Source organism: Aliirhizobium smilacinae (assembly GCF_006335145.1).
In the GTDB taxonomy this organism is placed as follows: domain Bacteria; phylum Pseudomonadota; class Alphaproteobacteria; order Rhizobiales; family Rhizobiaceae; genus Neorhizobium; species Neorhizobium smilacinae.
The window spans coordinates 564824-585209 of the sequence record NZ_VDMN01000002.1; the positions used below are offsets into that span (position 1 = coordinate 564824).

General features: G+C 60.2%; 17 protein-coding genes. 14 read left to right on the forward strand and 3 right to left on the reverse strand.

Annotated elements, in window-relative coordinates:
* Positions 1-451 precede the first annotated feature (451 nt).
* From FHP24_RS13380 to FHP24_RS13420, 9 genes are all read left to right on the forward strand, one after another.
* A complete protein-coding gene (locus tag FHP24_RS13380) occupies positions 452-1375 on the forward strand; it encodes a DUF6282 family protein (protein WP_139676679.1) in 924 nt (307 codons plus the stop codon).
* A 110-nt stretch (positions 1376-1485) separates the two neighbouring features.
* A complete protein-coding gene (locus tag FHP24_RS13385; RefSeq protein WP_139676680.1) occupies positions 1486-2772 on the forward strand; it encodes an MFS transporter in 1287 nt (428 codons plus the stop codon).
* 115 nt (positions 2773-2887) lie between these two features.
* The gene (locus FHP24_RS13390) at positions 2888-3616 is read left to right on the forward strand and encodes an NAD(P)H-dependent oxidoreductase (protein ID WP_246091757.1); all 729 of its coding nucleotides are present in this window, start codon (positions 2888-2890) and stop codon (positions 3614-3616) included.
* 61 nt (positions 3617-3677) lie between these two features.
* Entirely contained in the window at positions 3678-4865 is a 1188-nt protein-coding gene (locus FHP24_RS13395) for an acetyl-CoA C-acyltransferase (RefSeq protein WP_139676682.1), read from the forward strand.
* Between the two features lie 18 nt (positions 4866-4883).
* Positions 4884-5645 carry an HpcH/HpaI aldolase family protein gene (locus tag FHP24_RS13400; RefSeq protein WP_139676683.1) on the forward strand — a complete coding sequence of 254 codons (762 nt, stop codon included), beginning with the start codon at positions 4884-4886 and terminating at the stop codon, positions 5643-5645.
* Between the two features lie 3 nt (positions 5646-5648).
* The gene (locus FHP24_RS13405; protein ID WP_139676684.1) at positions 5649-6557 is read left to right on the forward strand and encodes a hypothetical protein; all 909 of its coding nucleotides are present in this window, start codon (positions 5649-5651) and stop codon (positions 6555-6557) included.
* 160 nt (positions 6558-6717) lie between these two features.
* Entirely contained in the window at positions 6718-7377 is a 660-nt protein-coding gene (locus FHP24_RS13410; protein ID WP_139676685.1) for a CoA transferase subunit A, read from the forward strand.
* Positions 7374-8042, forward strand: a complete 669-nt coding sequence (locus FHP24_RS13415) for a 3-oxoacid CoA-transferase subunit B (RefSeq protein WP_139676686.1) — start codon at positions 7374-7376, stop codon at positions 8040-8042. Before FHP24_RS13410 ends, FHP24_RS13415 begins: the two co-directional genes overlap by 4 nt.
* A gap of 128 nt (positions 8043-8170) precedes the next feature.
* Positions 8171-8761: a TetR/AcrR family transcriptional regulator gene (locus FHP24_RS13420; protein ID WP_139676687.1), complete on the forward strand. Its 591-nt coding sequence runs from the start codon at positions 8171-8173 to the stop codon at positions 8759-8761.
* A gap of 69 nt (positions 8762-8830) precedes the next feature.
* On the opposite strand, the gene FHP24_RS13425 is transcribed toward FHP24_RS13420, so the two are convergent.
* Together FHP24_RS13425 and FHP24_RS13430 are read right to left on the reverse strand one after the other, a co-directional pair.
* A complete protein-coding gene (locus FHP24_RS13425; protein ID WP_139676688.1) occupies positions 8831-10033 on the reverse strand; it encodes a M24 family metallopeptidase in 1203 nt (400 codons plus the stop codon).
* Between the two features lie 31 nt (positions 10034-10064).
* Complete coding sequence (locus FHP24_RS13430; RefSeq protein ID WP_139676689.1) at positions 10065-11930, reverse strand: adenine deaminase; 1866 nt, start codon at positions 11928-11930, stop codon at positions 10065-10067.
* A gap of 302 nt (positions 11931-12232) precedes the next feature.
* On the opposite strand from FHP24_RS13430, the gene adhE reads away from it, so the two are divergent.
* Positions 12233-14890 (forward strand): bifunctional acetaldehyde-CoA/alcohol dehydrogenase, encoded by a 2658-nt coding sequence (gene adhE / locus FHP24_RS13435; protein ID WP_139676690.1) that lies wholly within the window; start codon positions 12233-12235, stop codon positions 14888-14890.
* 275 nt (positions 14891-15165) lie between these two features.
* Here the strand turns inward: adhE and FHP24_RS13440 are convergent, their stop codons facing one another.
* The gene (locus FHP24_RS13440; protein WP_139676975.1) at positions 15166-16164 is read right to left on the reverse strand and encodes a LacI family DNA-binding transcriptional regulator; all 999 of its coding nucleotides are present in this window, start codon (positions 16162-16164) and stop codon (positions 15166-15168) included.
* 304 nt (positions 16165-16468) lie between these two features.
* Here FHP24_RS13440 and FHP24_RS13445 point away from each other — a divergent pair, with 304 nt between their 5' ends.
* Genes FHP24_RS13445 through FHP24_RS13460 form a run of 4 tightly spaced genes read left to right on the forward strand, consistent with a single transcriptional unit; the run spans position 16469 to position 20325 of the window.
* Positions 16469-17167: a 6-phosphogluconolactonase gene (locus FHP24_RS13445; RefSeq protein ID WP_210237838.1), complete on the forward strand. Its 699-nt coding sequence runs from the start codon at positions 16469-16471 to the stop codon at positions 17165-17167.
* Positions 17160-17936, forward strand: a complete 777-nt coding sequence (locus tag FHP24_RS13450) for a sugar isomerase domain-containing protein (RefSeq protein ID WP_139676692.1) — start codon at positions 17160-17162, stop codon at positions 17934-17936. Before FHP24_RS13445 ends, FHP24_RS13450 begins: the two co-directional genes overlap by 8 nt.
* Positions 17936-19078 (forward strand): N-acetylglucosamine-6-phosphate deacetylase, encoded by a 1143-nt coding sequence (locus tag FHP24_RS13455; protein WP_139676693.1) that lies wholly within the window; start codon positions 17936-17938, stop codon positions 19076-19078. Before FHP24_RS13450 ends, FHP24_RS13455 begins: the two co-directional genes overlap by 1 nt.
* Complete coding sequence (locus FHP24_RS13460) at positions 19075-20325, forward strand: alkaline ceramidase (protein ID WP_139676694.1); 1251 nt, start codon at positions 19075-19077, stop codon at positions 20323-20325. Before FHP24_RS13455 ends, FHP24_RS13460 begins: the two co-directional genes overlap by 4 nt.
* Positions 20326-20386 lie beyond the last annotated feature (61 nt).

Consider the following 20386-nt stretch of genomic DNA (forward strand, 5'->3'; position numbering starts at 1 on the left):
GCAATTTCTCCGGGCGACCGTTCCAGAACATCCCCATCGGGTCGCCTTTGTGACCTGCCACATCTTCCGAAGACGTCATCAAAAGATCCATATCTACTCTCGCCCATGGGAGTAGAAACCCACGCCTATATCCGGATTGGTAAGAACAAAGTTCTGAAAAATCAAGAGATTTGGCTTCTAATTTAATAAACCGCAAGCCTCGCTTTTGTCGGAAAATCCCAAAATTTTTGCCGGTTGCGTCCGTTTGACGCGCGGGCTTCGTTCAACCGGCCGCTTGACGAATGGGTGCGAAAAGCGAATAAATCAGAACAACGTTTCGTTCAGCGGAACAATCGAGAGAAGTGGTGACCGACCTCAGTGGTCGCTGCAGGTGTCTTGAGGACTTGCCAGGGAGAACGGCAATCAAGCTGGCGACGTGGGTGTGCTGCCAGAGGAGAATGGAGGAATAGACATGACTGAAACGTCTTCAACGACTTTGGAGCTTGACGCACGCGTTAGCGAAATACTGCGTGGTGGGGTCGATCCTCATGTTCACAGCGGCCCGTCGATCGCTCCCCGGGCGGTCGATCATCTGGAACTGGCGCGGCAACTCTCCGAGGCCGGTTTCGTTGCTGCCGTTACCAAGGATCACGATTATTCCGGCGTCGTTCCCGCGGAGATGATCCGCAAGCACCATCCCGAACTATCGACGAAGATTTACTCGGGCATCGCGTTGAACAACGTGGTTGGCGGCTTCAATCCCTATGCCGTCGAGCATACGGCTGCGATGGGTGGAAAGATCGTCTGGCTGCCGACGCTTGCAGCAGAAAATCATCTGAAGTGGGAAAAGTCATCGGGTTGGGTCCATCCGGCTTCGACTCAGAAAATACGCCCTGCCACGGCAGTCCCGCTCTTCGATGCCAACGGCAAGCTTCTCGACGCAGTTCTTGATGTTCTCGATGTCGTCGCAGCAACCGGCATGGCGCTGGCCAGCGGCCACATCCACGTTTCCGAAACGAAAGTGGTTTTCGCCGAGGCGCTCAAGCGCGGGGTCGAGCATCTCATCTTCACACACCCGGAAGACATCGTCGGGGCCTCCCTGGACGACGCACGCGAAATCGCCGAGATGGGCGCCTATGTCGAACATTCCCTGGCATTCTTCCTGAACGGCTCGAAATTCCAGACGCGGACGGAAGACGAACTCAAGGCGCATATCGACATCGTCGGCGTAGAACGGACAATCCTGTGCTCCGATCTCGGGCAGGTCGGCACGTTCAGCCCGATCGAAGGCTTCCGCAATGGCGTCCTCGCCTGCATCAGGCTGGGCTACTCGGACGCACAGATCCACGACATGGTGGCAACCAACGCAGCGAGCGTCCTCGGACTGACTGGCTGACCATCTGGTAATTGCGCTCAGGTCACGGGAGTGGCCTGAGTTCGCATTCAAAATTATTCGCGCTGTCTGCTTTGGGCCGGGAACCCGAAGCAGCTTTTTTGGAGGGAAAAATGCTAAAATGGTATCATGAGCTTAACAGCAAAGAACGAAAAACGTTCTATGCGTGTTTCGCCGGTTGGGCGACCGATGCGCTCGACACCCAGCTCTTCAGTTTCCTGATCCCGACGCTTGTTGCGATCTGGTCGATCACGAATGCGGAGGCCGGCTGGCTCGGCACGTCCGCGTTGATCTCTTCTGCTGTCGGCGGTTGGGGTGCGGGGATTCTTTGCGACCGCATCGGTCGCGTCAAGGTGATGAAGATCGCCATCGTATGGTTCACCATCTTCACCATCGCGAGCGGCTTTGCCAATTCTTATGAACAGCTTCTCATCGCCCGCATCCTGTCCGGCATCGGCTTCGGCGGCGAATGGGCGGCTGGCGCGGTTCTGATGGGTGAGGTTATTCGTCCCGCCTATCGCGGCAAGGCTGTCGGCAGTGTCCAGAGCGCCTACGCACTCGGATACGGTTTTGCCGCTATTCTGTCGTCGGTGCTATTTGCGACCATTGAGCCGTCCAACGCCTGGCGCTGGATGTTCTGGATCGGCGCACTTCCCGCTGTCTGGGTTTTCTGGGCATTGCGTGGCGTCGAAGAACCGGAAGTTTTCTTGAACGCCAAGAAGGCACAGCGTGCAAGTGGCGAAACGGTCAACCCGTTGGTCATCTTCGCACCCCGCTACCTGAAGACGACGATCCTGTGCTCGCTGCTTGCGCTCGGGGTTCAAGGCGGTGCGTTTTCGATCGTCATGTGGTTGCCGTCCTTCCTGAAGAACAGTTACCAGATCTCGTCGGTCATGGTCGGTTATTATGTCTTCGTGCTGACTTTTGGCTCGTTCGTGGGATATATCACCGCGGCCTATCTATGCGACTCCATCGGACGCCGGCTCAGCTTCTTCGTCTTCACCATTCTGAACTGGATCATCATCCCGTTATTCCTTTTCGTGCCGGAAATGGGAGCTGTATCTCTGCTGCTCATCTTCCTGCTCGGCTTCTCGCTGCTCGGCATCTACAGCGCCCTCGGGCCTTACTTTACCGAACTTTTCCCGAGCGTCATCCGCGCCAACGGACAGGCCTTCAGCTACAATTTCGGCAGGGCGGCAGGTGCATTCTATCCGGCCATCGTCGGCATGCTGGCATCCGCTGATCTGATGCCGTTGCATACAGCAATGGGTGTAACGGCAATGTCGGCCTACGTCTTCGTGTTGCTTGCCGTCGCCATTCTGCCGGAGACCAACGGTCGGGATCTTACTGCGGTCGATACAAAAACCGATGCGACGCCCGTAGCACCGGCCACGAAGTAAACTCTGACAACCCGTCAATCGTCGAACCGACACCTCCCAACGGCCTCACGTCGTTGGGAACCGGCGGCGCGCGACCGGTGTGATCTCAACACTTCAGCTGAAATGCGTGACCACCATGATACTTGAAAACCGAAATATACTGATCGTCACCGCTCACCCGGAACAAAGCTCCTTCAACCACGCCCTGACGGAAAGTGCGACCACCGCTCTGCGCGCCGCCGGGCATGATGTTTCGCTTTCTGATCTTTATGCCGAGAATTTCGGCGCATCGTCGGGACCCAGCGATTTCACCGCGCGTGCGGACGCCGATTGCTTCCACTACCAGAACGAACAAACCAATGCCGTCCGCAATCGATCCTTTGTCCCCGAAATCGCACGGGAACAGGCAAAGCTTGCCGCCGCCGATGTCATCATCTTCCAATTCCCGCTCTGGTGGGGAGGCCCGCCTGCAATCCTGAAGGGCTGGCTCGAACGGGTTCTTGCCTACGGATTTGCCTATGTGGACGGCTATCGTTTTGACACGGGTCTCTTCCGCGGCCGACATGCGATCATGTCCGTCACCACCGGCGGAACGCCCGCCCGCTTCAGCGACGATGGCGTCTATGGGCCGATCGAGCAGCTGCTGCGCCCGATCAAGCGCGGCGCCCTGGAATATATGGGCTTCGAAGTCGCCCCATCCTTCGTCTGCTACGGCGCCCCCCGCATGAGCGATGAGGACCGCCAGGCACATCTGTCGCTCTGGGCGAAACAGGTTCTCGATATCGCCAGGCTTCCCGTCAATCGCTCGCTTTATCCGGCCGACCCTCTGTCTCTGGTCGAGGCCGGGGCATGGGCGAAGAGCTGATGATCATGGCGCATTCGCATTCGAGACGAGCTTGCTTCGTCACCTCTGAGTGGAGTTAGAAATGGAACAGGACATATTCATCCTTGATGGCGCACGTACCGCAATCGGTACGTTCGGCGGCGCCTTGAGCACGTTCACCCCAGCCGAACTCGGCGCGCTTGCCGCAAAATCGGCAATTGAAAGGTCGGGCGTTGCGGCGCAGGACATCGATAATGCCGTCGCTGGCAACGTCATCCCGAACTCGCCTCGTGATCTTTATCTCGGGCGCGTCATCGGCATCGAAAGTGGCCTCCCGACATCGGCACCCGGACTTACGCTCAACCGGCTCTGCGGGTCTGGTGCCCAAGCGATTGCCACGGCGGCATCGATAATCCGGGCCGGCGAGAGCAGCATTTCGCTTGCTGCAGGCTCTGAAGTCATGAGCAGCGCACCTTATTCGATCGCCAACCATCGCAAGGGCCAGAAGATGGGTGACGCGGCGTTGACCGACTGGCTTCTCGGATCATTGACCGATCCGTTCGGTTGCGGGGGAATGGGGATTACCGCGGAAAATATCGCGGCCAAGTATGAAATCAGCCGCGGCGAGCAGGATGCCTTCGCACTGGACAGTCAGCAAAAGGCAGTCCGGGCCATTACCGAACAGCGCTTTGAGTCGCAGATCGTTCCGCTTACGGTCAAGACGCGAAAAGGCGTGCAGAGCGTTACGGAAGATGAGGCTCCGCGCCGGGACACGACGCTCGACGGCCTTGCCGCGTTGCGACCGACCTTCCGCAATGATGGCACTGTGACGGCTGGAAATGCGAGCGGCATCAACGATGGTGCGGCAGCCGTCGTGCTGGCAAGCGGGGCCGAAGTTGCGGCCCGCGGTCTTCGCCCCCGCGGCAAGCTGCTCTCCTGGGCGGTCGCAGGCGTTCCACCGGAAATCATGGGGATCGGTCCTGCGCACGCGGTGCCGCTGGCTCTGCAGCGTTGCGGCATCAATCTCGACCAGATCGATGTGATCGAATCGAACGAGGCATTTGCCGCACAGGCGATTGCCGTGAACAGGCTGCTCGATCTTCCCCTAGAAAAAGTCAATCCGAACGGCGGCGCGATCGCGCTCGGGCACCCGCTGGGGGCAACCGGCATCATCCTGACCGTCAAGGCTCTCTACGAGCTGGAGCGCATCGGTGGACGTTATGGACTCGTCACCATGTGCATCGGCAACGGGCAGGGGATTGCCCTCGTCATCGAGAATTGCCGCACCTGAAACTCACGGAGGAAAACAATGACTTCGAATCTGCGAACAAGGATACGCGCCGGGGAGCTGCTGGTCGGATCCTTCATCAAGACTCCCTCTCCCCATGTGATCGAAATCCTCGGTCATGCAAAGCTGGATTTCGGGGTGATCGACCAGGAACATGCGCCGATCGGTATCGCGCAAGTGGATATGATGGCGCTTGCCGGCAAGGCAATCGGGCTGCCCCTGCTCTCGCGCCGCTGGGGAGCCTCGGTCGACTGGATTTCGCCCCTGCTCGACCTTGGCCTGGCCGGAGTTATGGTGCCCCATGTGGTCAATGCCGATGGCGCCCGCGCCGTCTGCGATGCCGTCCGTTTCTCCCGCGGCAAACGCGGCCTCTCGCCATCTCCCCGCGCCGGCAATTACGGCGGCATCGGCATCGCCGACTATCGTGCCAAATGCGACGCGGAGAGCGTCGTGATGGTGCAGATCGAGGACGAATCCGCGCTCGCCCATCTCGATGAGATCGCCGGCGAACCGGATGTCGATCTTCTGTTCATCGGTCCGGCGGACCTGTCACAATCGATGGGGGTATCCTATCCCTCGCCGGAACTGGACGCTGCCATCGAGCAGATCATTGCGGCTGGCAAAAAGGCCGGCGTGGCCATCGGCCTGTTCGTCGGCGACGCCGGACATATCGCCAAATGGCACGCCAGCGGCGTGAGCGTTTTCGTCTGCGGTTCCGATCAGGCGCTTCTGCGCAAATCCGCGACCCAGATGATGGCTACAGCAAAAACAGAGAAGGAGTGAACCATGTACAAGGACAAGGACCCGCGCGCCGATCTCTTCGCTGCAGCGGCAAAGCCGCCCGCAACGGGTTTGATTGCAGAAGAGCAACTGGCGACCTTTTATGACACGGCGCCGCAGGAAGAGCGCGACGGAAGCCGAACCTGGTATGTCAGGGGCTGCAATTTCGTTCTCGCCTATTCCGAGACAAAAGAAGGTGCCGTTCTGGAGCGCAAGGGACAGGCCGACGAATACGTCCTTTATCTCGCCAATCCGGCAGACAGGGCCGTTGTCGAGTGGGGTAACGAAAAGGTCGAGGTTGCAGGTTACTCCGTCACGTTCATACCGCCGGGCGACAGCCGGATCGTATTGCCGGCCGGCGGCAAGCTGGCCCGGCTTTTCACGATCGCCTCAAAGGATCTGGTCAAGGCCTGCCCCAATGCCGATGCCTATGATACGCCGCGTCAGCACATTCCGGCATTCGAGCCCTGGCCCGAACCGGTGGGTGGCTGGAAGGTTCGCCAATATTCGCTGAACGTTCCAGACGAGCCCGGTCGTTTCGGGCGGATCTTCCGCTGCACGACATTCATGGTGAACGCGCTTCCCTCACAGGTCGGACCGCGCGATCCGGCAAAAATGTCACCGCATCATCATGACGATTTCGAACAGTGCTCGCTGGCACTCGGTGGCAGCTTTACCCATTACCTGCGCTGGGCCTGGACGACCGATATGGGGGACTGGCGCGATGACAAGGCTATCGATGTCGGCTCGCCGTCGGTGCTGGTCATCCCGCCGCCGGTCATTCACACGACGCGCGCCAGCAGCGACGGCAATAACGATCTGGTCGATATCTTCTGCCCGCCGCGTATGGACTTTTCGCTCAAGCCCGGCTGGGTTCTGAACGATGCTGACTATCCGATGCCGGGCACCCGGTGATGCAACGGTGGAGGGTCGGGCGGTCGCTTCGCCTGATCCTCCACCTTTGAAATGCGCTCATCCGATGATGCGAGAGCCAATCGCGCATCCGAACCGCTCTGCGAGCGCGTCGCGGCCAGGCTCGAAAGCTTAGTCCTCCCCAAATTGAAGGTCTTGAAGAATGTACAAGGTGAATACCGCTGAAGAAGCCGTGCGACGGATACCAGATGGGGCCGTTCTCATGATCGGTGGCTTCGTTGGTATCGGGACACCTCAAGATCTTGTCGATGAACTGGTTCGTCAGGGCAAGAAGGGTTTGACGCTGATCGCGAACGATACCGCACGCCCGAATGTGGGAGTGGGCAAACTGATCGACGCAGGCCTGGTGAGCAAGGCGATCGTCAGCCATATCGGCACCAATCCCGTCACGCAGAAGCAGATGATCAGTGGAGTGATCGAGGTGCAACTGGTTCCCCAGGGCACATTGGCCGAGCGCGTCCGCGCTGGCGGATCCGGGCTTGGCGGCGTGTTGACGCCGACCGGGGTGGGCACGGACGCCGCCCTTGGAAAACAGACGATCGAGATCAACGGAATTCAGTATCTGCTGGAAACTGCCCTTAAGGCGGATTTTGCCCTGATCAAGGCCCGGAGCGCCGATTATTCCGGGAACCTCCGGTATTCCCTGACATCGCGCAACTTCAACCCGCTGATGGCCATGGCTGCGGATTTCGTCATCGCGGAACCGGACGAAATCGTGCCGATCGGATGCATCGAGCCCGATGCCGTCGTCACGCCGCATGTCCTCGTTGATCTGCTGATTGCCAAGGGAGCCACGTTATGAACGAGAAAGAGATCATCGCAAGACGTGTTGCGCAGGAACTCAAATCGGGCACTTTGGTCAATCTCGGAATCGGGCTACCAACCATGGTGGCATCCTATCTTCCTGCCGGACTGGACGTCGCATTCCAGTCGGAGAACGGCATAATCGGGATGAGTGCCCTGCCGGACCCGGGCCTTGCCGGCAGCAATCTGACGGATGCCGGCGGTACGCCTGCCGGTGCATTGCCCGGAGCCTGCGCCTTCGATAGCGCCATGTCGTTTGCGCTGGTTCGTGGCGGTCATCTGGATGTCACCGTGCTGGGCGGGCTTCAGGTCGATGAAGAGGGGCATCTGGCCAACTGGATGGTTCCCGGCAAGATCGTGCCCGGTATGGGGGGTGCGATGGATCTTGTTTCAGGGGCCAAGCGCGTGATCGTCGCGATGACCCACACCGCCAAGGGTGAACCCAAAATCCTCAAGAAATGCTCTCTTCCACTAACATCCGTTCGCCGCGTCGATCTTGTGGTCACCGAACTTGCCGTGATCGAGCCGACGAATAACGGCCTGATCCTGCGCGAGATCGCCCCGGGATACACGGTTGAGGAGGTCGTCGCAGCCACGGAAGCCGAGCTTCTGATACCCGTTCCGCCTGCGTTCATGAAACTGGATCAAGCGGCCGTACGATAGGTTGTGACTGCAGCATTGTGGCTCTCAATCTTACGGATGGGTCATTTGAACATGCCAAGCCGCACGGTGTGCGGCTCGGCATCATCTTTTTGCTTGATGGGCTTCCTACCGGAAGGTAGGTATGGATCATGAGCACTCTTTCGAAAACATCCGACGAGATTCTTGCCTCCGCGCGCGTGCTGATCATGAGCAGCGGATATAATGGTTTCAGCTATGCCGACATTGCCGAGGTGGTCGGCATTCGCAAGGCGAGCATCCACCATCATTTTCCAAGCAAGGTCGATCTGGTTCGGACGCTTGTGGCGCGGTATCGCGAGGATGCGCAGGAGGGCTTGTCCTCCCTGGAGCGCAACGTGCAGGATCCCCTTGAGATCCTGCAACTCTATGCCGGGCATTGGGCCAAGTGCATCGAAGACGCGAGCAGACCCTTCTGTGTCTGCGCCTTGCTGGCAAGTGAACTACCGTCGCTACCGCCCGAAGTTGCTGCCGAGGTGACGGCGTTTTTCCGTTTCATATCCTCCTGGCTTACTTCGGTCATGGAACGAGGCGCGAAGGCTGGCACCTTGAACCTGACCAGTACGCGGGAGATCGAGGCCGAAGCATTCATGGCCTCGGTTCATGGGGCGATGCTTTCTGCACGCGCCTATGGCAGGCCGGACGTGTTTGCCGCTGTCCTGGCGCCGACCCTGCACCGCCTCTCCGGGACAGGCATTCAATAATATCCCGATTGGGTACGGCCTGCGGTCTTCAAGCCGTGATCCCGCCCGAGTTCGGATGATGTCGAGTGTTCAGCCGAAAGGCCTGTCGATGGAATGCGCCGGTTCGGTGAAGAAGACCGGACCGGTTTCCGACATGTAGATGATATCCTCAAGACGCACGCCGCATTCGCCGTAGACGCAGAGCATCGGTTCGTCGGAAAATACCATGCCGGGCTCAAGCTTGGTCTTGTTGCCGCGAACGATGAACGGGTTTTCGTGCAGGTCCATGCCGAGACCGTGGCCGGTGCGGTGAGGCAGGCCGGGAACCTGATAGTCCGGGCCGTAACCGGCTTCCGTCAGAACCTTTCGGGCGGCGGTATCGACGTCTTCGCAGGCAGAGCCCAGCTGAGCGGCCTCGAAGGCGGCGCGATGGGCCTTCTTTTCCATGTTCCAGAGTTCCCGCTGTCGCTCCGTCGCTTCGCCGAAGGCATAGGTGCGGGTGATATCCGAGCAATAACGATGGATATGGGCACCGAGATCGATCAGCACCATGTCGCCTTTGCCTAGCGTCTGGGCATAGGGAACGCCGTGCGGATAAGCGGTTGCCTCGCCGAATTGGGCGGCGGCGAAGACATGGCGCATGCCGAGTTTTGCATGGGCAGCCGCGATGAAATCCGTCACCTCCGTGGTCGAGACGCCCTCATGAAGGCCTTCCCATACGGCCTTGTGGACCTGCAGGCCTGCCGTCATCGCCGTCTGGATGATGGCGATTTCGGTTGCCGACTTTATCTGCCGGCATGCGGCGATGAGATCACCGGCACCGATTATCGTCAGTCGTGCCCCGATATAAGCTGTAATCGGGCTTGAGAACAGGAAGGGTGTGGCGGGATCGAAAGCGAGCGTCCCGCCTTCAGCTGGCAGGTCGCAGATCAGGTTTGCGACGAGCAAAGCCGGGTCCTCGTGTTCTTCCCAGGTGGCGATCTGACCGTCGATCTTGATCAGCGTTACCGTTTTCGGCTCTTCGAAGGCCGGGCTGATATAGATCGGCGCGCCGGTGGACGGGATGATCGCGCCGTGCAGTCGTTCGCTGGCGCCGAGCGTCATGCCGGTGAAATAGGTGAGGCTGGTCGAGGTGTCGAGATAGACGGCCTTGACGCCCGCCTCCCGCATCAGGCCCTGCAACTTGGTAATGCGAGCCTGCAGTTCCTCGATGGAGATCGGCGGCACGGCGGCGGCAATGTTTTCGAATTCGGCCAGCGACTGTTTGAAGGACTTGTAGGAATGGGCACTCATATTCTGGTTCCTGAAGGATGTTCGGACGGATTTAAAAGACGACGGGATGGGTGGCGCCGGTCTCGACATTGACGAGACCTTGCGGTGCGTGATCGCTTGGCGCGACCAGAACCCAGCGCCAGGGCGCGCAGGTGAGCGTGGCGAAGGCAAGACGCTCCGGAAAACCGGGGAACCAGCGCGGATGAAAACTCGGCTCGTACATCCAGTCCACCTTTTCGCCCTCGGCATAAAGCGCCTGCATCTCCTCATGCAGGTCTTGCGCCGAGCGGCAGCTCATCAGGCCGGCAACCTCGTAACGCACGCGGGCAACGACTTCACCTTCGCGCACCAGAGCCCAGCCGCCGTCATTGTCGGCAACCGCGTTGACGGCCCTGGCCATCGCCTCGTCGGATGAACCGACACACCAGATGTTATGCTTGTCATGCGCCATGGAGCAGGCAAGCGCCGCATCCGGCGTCGATGGGCCGCAGCCGAGCCAGAACATTTTCGACACGCTGCCCTTGCCGGAAAAGCGGTCGATGACGGAGAACTTGGTGATGTTGCGGCTTTCGTCGCGCTGCACGAGGCCGTCTTTCACCGGCAGGTCGAAGGTCAGAAAGTCGTCAGCCCAGTGGAAGGGGCGAAGCACTGCGGCTGTCATCGTCTCGCGGCTGGGTTCGGCCTTGATGGCGAAATCCTCCGCGATCAGCTCGCGGCCGATATTGATGGTTTTTGTCGCCCATTCCGGCCAGTCGATCTTCGGCACGTCGGGCAGATAGGTCTTGCCATCGGAAATCTGTTTCCCATCGGCCCAGACTTTTGCGATCTCGAATTTTTCGACATTCGACAGAAGCACGATATCCGCATAACGGCCGGGTGCGATGGAGCCGACCCAGGGGGTGAGGCGCATGTGGCGGGCGGGGTTGATCGTGACGCACTGGATGGCGATTTCTGGGGCGAGACCGGCTTCGATCGCCAGACGCACATTGTGGTCGGTGGCGCCGAGTTTCAGCGTGTCGGAGGCGGAGCGATCGTCGGTGGTGAGCGCGATCTGCGACCAGTCGGCAAGGCCGCGATCGAGAAGCCCCTTGATGACTTCCGGCAAGCTGTGCGGGCGAAGCTCCATGAACAGGCCATGGGTGAGCTTGTCCCAGAATTCCTCCGGCGTCCAGGCTTCGTGGTCGGAAGCCAGACCCGCTGCGGCAAAGGCGTTGATCGAGGGCAGATCGCGGATGCCGGCTGCGTGGCCTTCGACCACGGCGCGCTTTTCGAAGGTCGCGCGGATCATGCCCCAGAGACGTTCGTGCGACGGATTTTCCGGGTTCCAGACGGCTGGCCAGTCCATCACCTCGTCGAGACCGGCCGTCATCAGGCTTTGCTGCAGGAACGCCTTCTGTTCGTCATACCCGAGATAACCGCCGCCATGTTCGTAACCCGTCGGCGGTACGGCAGAGCCGGGCAGGGGGAAAATCTTCAGTGGCGAACCGGCCTCGCGGGCTTTCAGCCAGAATTCCAGTGTTTTGCCGCCATTGACGTTGGAAAACTCGTGGCTCGCCTCGCAGGTCCAGGTATTGCCGCGCGGCAAAACGAGGGCTGCTTCCCATTCCGGTGTCAGATGCGAGCTTTCGATATGCTTGTGCACCTCACCCAGACCAGGAACCGCAGCGAGATCGGGTTCGTGGACGTGGCGTTCCACTTCGCCCGGATAGCTGCCGGCCTTGCCGACATAGGCGATGCGCCGGTCCTTGATGATGATTTCCTGGTCTTCCGACCATGTCCGGGTAGCGACATCCAGCAATCGCCCGACGCGCAGTGCGACATCTGCCTTTTCCTTGCCGAGCGCGACTAGTGTCAGCCGCTGGCGGATTTTTACTTCGTTGTCGGCGTCGATGGTGGTGTCTTGGATCTCAACAGGCATGGATTTCTCTGCGTCGCATTGTCCCAATCGCGGGCCTGCAGTGATAGTCCGTGACGGAGGCCAGTCAACCGCTGAAGTTCATTGGGTTTGGTTGAAAGCTGAGTCTCCGCTTTTTGCATAAGGTCAAGCAATAATTGATCTGCCTCAACGCGGGTTTTTACCGCAGCGACATAGTTTCCAAAAGCCCCATTAGCGGCTTGCGTCCTGGCCCCATCGGTCCAGTATTCGGTCTTCTAAATCGATTAGTATGCGTGACGAAAGCAATCGATCACGCACATGATACAATTTGAGGTGGAATTATCATGACGGTCAGCACTATCGAGGAGTTGGGCGCGCTTGTTGCGCGGGTTGAAGCTGCTCAGAAGGCTTATGCATCTTTCAGCCAGGAGCAGGTTGACGAGATTTTCCGCAATGCGGCGCTTGCCGCGGCGAATGCGCGTATTCCGCTTGCCAAGATGGCGGTCGAGGAGACCGGCATGGGCGTGATGGAGGACAAGGTGGTGAAGAACCATTTTGCCTCCGAATATATCTATAACAAATATAAGGACGAGAAGACCTGCGGTGTTCTCTCCGAAGAGCCGGAATACGGGATTGCGACGATTGCCGAGCCGATCGGCCTTATCTGCGCCATCGTGCCGACCACCAATCCGACATCGACGGCGATCTTCAAGGCGCTGATTGCGCTGAAAACCCGCAACGGCATCGTCTTTTCGCCACACCCGCGTGCGCGCCGTTCGACCTGCGAGGCGGCACGCCTCGTGCTGGAGGCCGCTGTGAAGGCCGGGGCGCCGAAGGACATTATCGGCTGGATCGATGAGCCGAGCGTCGAGCTTTCCAACGCACTGATGCACCATCCTGCGATCGACCTTATCCTCGCAACCGGCGGTCCGGGCATGGTCAAGGCCGCCTATTCGTCCGGCAAGCCGGCAATCGGCGTGGGTGCGGGCAATACGCCGGCCGTCATCGACGAATATGCCGATATCAAGCGTGCCGTTGCCTCGATCCTGATGTCGAAGACCTTCGACAATGGCGTCGTCTGCGCTTCCGAACAGTCGGTCGTCGTTGTGGAAGAGGTCTATGATGCCGTGCGTGAGCGGTTCCGCAGCCATGGCGGTTATGTGCTCTCGGGCAACGAAGCCGGCGCGATCAAGAGCCTGATCCTGAAGAAGGGCTCGATCAATGCCGAGATCGTCGGCCAGTCTGCCGGAAAGATCGCCGAGATGGCGGGCTTCGAGGCACCGGCCGGCACCAAGGTGCTGATCGCCGAAGTCGATGCGATCGATGAAACCGAACCCTTCGCCTATGAGAAGCTGTCGCCGCTTCTGGCGATGTACAAGGCGAAGAACTTCGAACAGGCCTGCGACAAGGCCGAGGCGCTGGTCGCCTTCGGCGGCGTCGGCCACACGTCGGTTCTCTATACCGACCAGGACCTCCAGCCGCAGCGCATCGCCACCTATGGCGCCAAGATGAAGACCTCGCGCATCCTGATCAACTCGCCGGCTTCGCATGGCGGCATCGGCGATCTCTACAACTTCCGTCTGGCACCATCGCTGACGCTCGGTTGCGGTTCCTGGGGCGGCAACTCGATTTCGGAAAATGTCGGTCCGCAGCATCTGATTAACAGGAAGACCGTCGCCATGCGCGCCGAAAACATGCTGTGGCACAAGCTGCCGCCTTCGATCTACTTCCGCCGCGGCAGCCTGCCGTTTGCGCTCGAAGACCTGAAGGACAAGAAGCGTTGCCTGATCGTCACCGACCGGTTCCTGTTCGAGAACGGCAATGTCAACGACACGATCCGGATCCTGAAAGATCTTGGTCTTGAGGTCGAGGTGTTCTTCGAGGTCAGCGCCGACCCGACGTTGGCTGTCGTACGCAAGGCAACCGCACTCGCCAATGCTTTCCAGCCGGATCTGATCCTGGCCGTCGGTGGCGGTTCGCCGATGGATGCGGCCAAGATCATGTGGGTGCTATACGAACATCCGGATGTCGAGTTCACCGATCTGGCGCTTCGCTTCATGGATATCCGCAAGCGCATCTATCGTTTCCCCAAGCTCGGCAAGAAGGCCATGTTTGTCGCCGTTCCGACAACCTCGGGCACCGGTTCGGAAGTCACCCCGTTTGCCGTGGTGACCGACGAAACGACGGGTATCAAATACCCGATCGCCGACTACGAACTGACACCGCATATGGCGATTGTCGATGCCAATCTGGTGATGAACATGCCGAAGTCGCTGACCGCACATGGCGGTATCGACGCGGTAACGCATGCGCTGGAAGCCTATGTCTCGGTCATGGCCAACGAATATTCGGACGGTCAGGCGCTGCAGGCCCTGAAACTGCTCAAGACCTATCTGCCCTCGGCCTACAAGAACGGTGCCAAGGATCCGAAAGCGCGCGAGCAGGTTCACAATGCGGCAACGCTTGCCGGCATCGCCTTCGCCAACGCCTTCCTCGGCGTGTGCCATTCGATGGCGCACAAGATCGGCGCCGAATTCCACCTGCCGCATGGCCTGTCGAACGCACTGCTGATCTCCAACGTTGTCCGCTATAATGCGGTCGACAATCCGAGCAAGCAGGCGGCATTCAGCCAGTATGACCGGCCGAAGGCGCTATGCCGTTATGCCGAGATCGCCCAGCATCTCGGTCTCGGCGGCAAGAACGACGCCGCGTCCGTCGAAAACCTTGTTCAGTGGCTGGAACAGCTGAAGAAAGATCTCGACATTCCGGCCTCGATCCAGGCGGCGGGTGTCGGCGAGGCCGACTTCATGGCCAAGGTCGACAAGGTCGCCGAGATGGCTTTCGACGACCAGTGCACGGGTGCCAACCCGCGCTACCCGCTGATCGCTGAAATCCGCGACGTGCTGATCGCCAGCTATCACGGCGTGGCCTATGTCGAGGAACAGAAGGACAAGCCCGCCACCAGGGAACCACGCGTGGTGCCCATCAAGGCTAAGGGCTGAACGGTTACACGACGCATACCCGCTTGTGGGGAACCTCCCAGCCCACAACGGGCGCACCCATCGAACCTTAACCGTTTGGTGGGTGCGCCAAGCCGTCATGCCCGGCATGGGTTTGGCGAGCGGTGTTCAACGATTGGAATCGGCGGGTTAGCTACGAGGCAGTCAAATAGGATTGCCTGGGGTTCTCGCTTTGCGAGATCCTCCACCAAAGCGGCAAGCCCGACGGAACGAGAAACTTAGCGGCAACGCGCAAAGCTTTCTCGAAGCCGCTGGTACTATCTGCCCGGCGCCTGTGCTGTCGTGTCTCTGATGACAAGCTTCGTATCGAGCGCATATCGGACGTCTGCGACGCTGCGCGAGCGGAGAATGTCGAGAAGCATGGATATCGCGATACGCCCGACATCCGCAGAATGGTTTGACACCGAAGTCAGCGCGGGAAACGTCATGGCACCCAGCACGTCGTCGCAGCCTATGATGCTGAAATCCCTTGGAACCACGATATTTCTTTCGGCCAGCCCCGTCAGGATACCTTGCGCGGTCAGATCATCGAATGCCACGACGGCGCTGGCTCCTGTCTGAAGCACGGAAGCGACAGCTTCGCGACCGGCCTGGTAAGTTGGTGCCGGCGTCGGAATGATCGAAAGCTCCATGCCGCGTGCGGTGGTTCCGGCCCTGATTGCCGAGCGCCGCTGCTTGTTGGACCATGAGGCGGCCGGTCCGCTCACGTAGGCAATTCTCCGATGCCCGAGATTGGCGAGATGTTCCACCGCTTGCCTGACGCCGGCACTGCTGTCGATCAGAACCCGCGGAATTCCCTCGATGTCGCGGTTGATCAGCACCAGAGGCAATTGTCTTGCATGGGCACGGATGCGCTCATCGGACAGCCGCGAGGAAGCAAGAACGAGGCCTTCGACCTGTCCGGCGAAACGGCCGACCAGTTTGTCTTCCTGCTTTGGACTTTCCGCCGTATTGCCAAGGAAGACGCAGAAATCGGACCTGTCCGCCTCGGTCTGGGCCGCCTGAATGAGCGGCGGGAAAAACGGGTTGGCGATGTCGGGAACGATAAGGCCGATATTGCCGTGCCTGCCGGTGCTGAGTGCGCGTGCCGTGTGATTGGGTACGTAGCCGAGCGTCTCGGCGGCTCTGAGGATGCGGTCCACGGTTTCGGGTGACAGCATGTCCGGGCGCGTGAAGGCGCGCGACACGCTTGAGCGCGCCACGCCTGCGGCATCCGCCACCTGACTGATTGTGACGCCCTTGGTTCGTTTGATCATCGTTTCTGGAAACTCGCCGTTCGTGGTTCCGCTTACCATGAAGGCCGCGGTCTCCACAATCTTTGCACCGGCATTCTGCCATCCCTCCACTTGACATGCAACCGGTTGCATGGAAATCTTCAGGCAACGATAACAAAGGGAACGACACACGGGGTTGCCGTCAGAAATGGCGCGGCACGAATGGGTCTCCCGTGCTTGCAGACTGGAGATCGCCTTGAGCCTTGCCGCCGTCCTTCGTCCCGCACCGAAAACCCGCCGAACCTTTGATCACCTGTCGGTCGAGAGCTTCGTCAACCGGGGCGACATGGGCGCTGCAGCTGCTGCCGATATTGCGGCGGCTCTGAAAGATCGACTGGCAAAGCAGGCTGGCGTGCGCATGGTCTTTGCGGCCGCGCCCAGCCAGGCGGATATGCTGGACGCCCTATGCGCCATTCCCGGCATCGAATGGGACCGGGTAACCGCTTTCCACATGGACGAATATATCGGGCTTGATCCGGCCTCGTCCGCCCGTTTTGCCAACTGGCTCGACGTTCATGTCTTCGGTCGTCTGCCGTTTGCCGCCGTGCATCGCATTACCCCCGAGCCGGATGCCGAGGCAGAAGTCCGCCTTTACGCCAAGCGGTTGAACGAGGCGCCAATCGATTTCGTCTGCCTGGGTATCGGCGTGAACGGACACATCGCCTTCAATGATCCGCCAGTGGCCGACTTCAGCGACCCGCTTGATGTCAAGATCGTCGAGCTGGACGAGATTTGCCGGCAGCAACAGGTCGATGACGATTGTTTCCCGGATCTGGCCTCCGTGCCGCTTCATGCCGTTACGCTCACTGTGCCGCGGTTGATGCGTGCAGACAGGCTTTTCTGCATCGTTCCCGGCGCGAGCAAACGCGATGCGGTCCAGAAGACGCTTCGCGGACCGCTGACCACCGAATGCCCGGCCAGCATCCTGCGCAGCCATCCGGCCTGCACACTCTATATCGAAAAGGAATCGGACCCCGATGCCTGATACCGTCATTGATGCGGACACGCTTTGCGAAGGCTATTTCGACGCGACCCAGGCTCTGATGCGCCGGGTTCTTGAGGAGGAAAAGGCGTCGCTCGATCAGGCGGCATCGAGGCTCGCCGCGCAGATCTCGGCAAACAGGCTGGTGCATATCTATGGGCCTGGCGGTCACTCCAATCTCGCCGCGCAGGAAGTGTTTTTTCGCGCCGGCGGGCTGATGCATATCAGCGCCATTCTGGACGAGGGCACGCTGCTGTCGAACGGGGCGTTGCGCTCCATGGCGATCGAACGTACGCCGGGTTACGGCAAGGTCGTGATTGCCAACCAGCGGCTCGGCGCAGACGACCTGCTGATCCTCGTCAACGCCTATGGTATTAACGCCGCATTGATCGATGCGGCACTGGAAGCGCGGCAGCGGGGCGCTTTTCTGATTGGCGTCAGTTCGCGCCAGCATGCGCAAAATACATCGCCGGATCATCCCGCTCGCCATCCGACGAAGCAGAACCTGCACGACGTCGTCGACATTGCCATTGACTGCAAGGTTCCGATCGGCGACGCCGTCGTCAGCGTACCGGGTATGAGCGAGAATATCGCGGCGATCTCGACCTTCGCCAATGCTTTCACGCTGAACTGCCTGGTGATCCGCACGGTTGCCAAGCTGGTCGAGCGCGGCATCACGCCGCCGGTCTGGCGCAGCGGCAACGCGCCGGGTGGAGACGAGGCCAACGGGAGGTTCATTGCCGACTTCCAGGGACGGGTGAAGGCGCTCTGATGGAAACCGTTGACGGCATCGATACCCGCACGGGCAGGGGTATGGCGGTCGAAATCGTCGACGGCATCATCACTGTCATCCGCCCGGTTGAGACCACGACCACTGCCTATCTTTCGGCAGGTCTGGTCGATCTCCAGATCAACGGATTTCGCGGTCTTGACCTTAATACCGGCGATCTCACGACAGATACGCTGCTCTCGCTTTGCGAGGAACTGCTCAGCGTCGGTGTCACGACCTGGCTGCCGACGATCATCACCGCTTCGGAAATATCCATTCTTCAGGCGTTGGACGCGATCGCCCGAGGCCGTGCCGGACATCGGCTGATTGCGGAAATGGTGCCGGGCGTGCATGTGGAAGGGCCGTCGATTTCCGCCAAGGATGGTCCGCGCGGCGCGCATCCGCTCGCACATGTGCGAGCACCTTCGATTGGCGAATTCGAACGCTGGCAGAAGGCGTTCGGCGATCTGGTAAGGATGGTGACGCTGGCGCCGGAACATGTCGGCAGTCTCGATTACATCCGGGCGCTTGCCGAACGGGGCGTTCTTGTGGCTCTCGGCCACACGGCAGCGACGCCGGAGGAAATCCATGCGGCGGCTGAGGCCGGCGCTCAATTGTCCACGCATCTGGGCAATGGTGCCGCTGCCATGTTGCCGCGCCACCCGAATTTCATCTGGGCGCAACTTGCCGATGATCGACTGACCGCAAGCTTTATCGCCGACGGCTGGCATCTGCCTGCCGATGCCTTCAAGGCCATGTTACGCGCCAAGGGCATGGAGCGTGCCGTTCTCGTCTCCGACATGGTGGCTCTGGCCGGCATGCCGCCCGGTCTTTACGAAGAGGCGATCGGCGGCAGCGTCGAGGTTTCCGAAGAGGGCAGAATCAGCGTCGCCGGCACGCCTTATCTGGCGGGCGCGAGCTTGCCGCTTTCCGCCAACGTGGCGATCGCAGCAGAGATGGCAGGCATTTCTCTCGCCGATGCGTTGAGACTGGCAACACAAAATCCCGGTCGCTTTGTTGGCGGGCGAGGCGGGTTGGAAGTGGGCGCGAGGGCAGATCTCATCCGTTTCGACTGGTCGGAAGGCCAGCGTGAGATTGCTGTTCGTGAGACCTGGGTCCACGGCGAGAAGGTTTTCAGCCGATGATCGAAGCCGGGGCCGCCGTTATCGACATCACGCCGACGCCGGGACTTCCGATGTCGGGTTTTGCCGCTCGCAGCCTGCCGGCCTCCGGCGCGCATGATGCGCTGACGGTTCGGGCCGTGGTCATTGGCGATACGGCTGTTATTGTGGCGGATGTCATCGGCATCGATGCCGATATGAGCGCCCGTATCCGGCAGCGATGCGTCTTGCCGGCGGGCAATGTCGTGGTGGCGGCATTGCACAATCACGGCGGGCCGGTTTCAATGGCCGGAAGGCTGGGCATTTCCGCCGATCCTGCCTATCTGGAACGACTGGAAGACGCCTGCGTTGCGGCGATAGACAAGGCAACGGCCCGACGACGTCCGGCGACAATCTCGGTTGCGCAGGGCAGCGACCCGGGGATAGCGCGCAACAGGCGGCATCCCGGAGGGCCCGCGGACGCTTCCCTGTCGCTGCTGCGCATCCGTAGCATGGATGGCCGCATGATCGCGCTGGTCACGGCCTATGCCTGCCATCCCGTGGTACTTGCCGCCGACAATCTGCTCTGGACCGCCGATTATCCGCATTTCGTTCGGACTGTGCTGGAAGAAGCCCATCCCGGTGCCGTCGCGCTGTTCATGACCGGATGTGCCGGCGATGCCAATACCGGCCATTCCGCGCATGCCTCAATCTCTCTCGGGGCCAATCCCGATCGCAGTTTCGATGCGGCGGAACGGATCGGCCGAAAGATCGCCGAGGCCGCTCTGGCGACGGCGGAACATGTTCTTTCCGGCGATGCTGTCGCCCGCAACGGCTCTGTGGTGCTGGATTTCGAACGGAGAGAAAGCGAAGCACCTGCCGACCTCGAAATGCGCTGGAGGAACGAGGCACTCGATGCCGAGCCTGCGCGCAAAAGCCTGCTCGGCTTCTGGTCGCAATGGGCCAGCAGCATTGCGCCCATTGTGCCGCAACCCTTCGCTGTCCGAGTCACCGTTCTGGACTGGTGCGGCGTGTCGATCGTGGCTCTACCGGGGGAGATTTTTGCGCAGACTGCGCTGTCAATCCGCGCTGCGTTCGGGCCGGGACAGCTAGCTTTCGTCATCGGCTTTGCGGATGACAATCCCGGTTACATTCCCCCGGCGAGCGAGTTCATTCACGGCGGCTACGAAGTCGACGAAGCGCATCGTTATTACGGGCTGCCGATGACATTCGCGCCGGGTTCGGCGGAAGCGATTGCCGACTGCGCCATCGGCCTTGTGAAGGGTGTTTGAAGACTGACAAACGTGATTCAGGTCGGCCATGGGGAGCCATCCAACGCTTGACACGCAACCG

What these genes read in the sequence shown, in the direction of transcription:
- FHP24_RS13400 (WP_139676683.1), top strand. Translation starts at nt 4,884, where the DNA reads ATGACTTCGAATCTGCGAACAAGGATACGCGCCGGGGAGCTGCTGGTC.
- adhE (WP_139676690.1), top strand. Translation starts at nt 12,233, where the DNA reads ATGACGGTCAGCACTATCGAGGAGTTGGGCGCGCTTGTTGCGCGGGTT.
- FHP24_RS13415 (WP_139676686.1), top strand. Translation starts at nt 7,374, where the DNA reads ATGAACGAGAAAGAGATCATCGCAAGACGTGTTGCGCAGGAACTCAAA.
- FHP24_RS13440 (WP_139676975.1), bottom strand. Translation starts at nt 16,164, where the DNA reads ATGATCAAACGAACCAAGGGCGTCACAATCAGTCAGGTGGCGGATGCC.
- FHP24_RS13450 (WP_139676692.1), top strand. Translation starts at nt 17,160, where the DNA reads ATGCCTGATACCGTCATTGATGCGGACACGCTTTGCGAAGGCTATTTC.
- FHP24_RS13390 (WP_246091757.1), top strand. Translation starts at nt 2,888, where the DNA reads ATGATACTTGAAAACCGAAATATACTGATCGTCACCGCTCACCCGGAA.
- FHP24_RS13410 (WP_139676685.1), top strand. Translation starts at nt 6,718, where the DNA reads ATGTACAAGGTGAATACCGCTGAAGAAGCCGTGCGACGGATACCAGAT.
- FHP24_RS13405 (WP_139676684.1), top strand. Translation starts at nt 5,649, where the DNA reads ATGTACAAGGACAAGGACCCGCGCGCCGATCTCTTCGCTGCAGCGGCA.
- FHP24_RS13425 (WP_139676688.1), bottom strand. Translation starts at nt 10,033, where the DNA reads ATGAGTGCCCATTCCTACAAGTCCTTCAAACAGTCGCTGGCCGAATTC.
- FHP24_RS13460 (WP_139676694.1), top strand. Translation starts at nt 19,075, where the DNA reads ATGATCGAAGCCGGGGCCGCCGTTATCGACATCACGCCGACGCCGGGA.
- FHP24_RS13430 (WP_139676689.1), bottom strand. Translation starts at nt 11,930, where the DNA reads ATGCCTGTTGAGATCCAAGACACCACCATCGACGCCGACAACGAAGTA.
- FHP24_RS13380 (WP_139676679.1), top strand. Translation starts at nt 452, where the DNA reads ATGACTGAAACGTCTTCAACGACTTTGGAGCTTGACGCACGCGTTAGC.
- FHP24_RS13445 (WP_210237838.1), top strand. Translation starts at nt 16,469, where the DNA reads ATGGGCGCTGCAGCTGCTGCCGATATTGCGGCGGCTCTGAAAGATCGA.
- FHP24_RS13395 (WP_139676682.1), top strand. Translation starts at nt 3,678, where the DNA reads ATGGAACAGGACATATTCATCCTTGATGGCGCACGTACCGCAATCGGT.
- FHP24_RS13455 (WP_139676693.1), top strand. Translation starts at nt 17,936, where the DNA reads ATGGAAACCGTTGACGGCATCGATACCCGCACGGGCAGGGGTATGGCG.
- FHP24_RS13385 (WP_139676680.1), top strand. Translation starts at nt 1,486, where the DNA reads ATGCTAAAATGGTATCATGAGCTTAACAGCAAAGAACGAAAAACGTTC.
- FHP24_RS13420 (WP_139676687.1), top strand. Translation starts at nt 8,171, where the DNA reads ATGAGCACTCTTTCGAAAACATCCGACGAGATTCTTGCCTCCGCGCGC.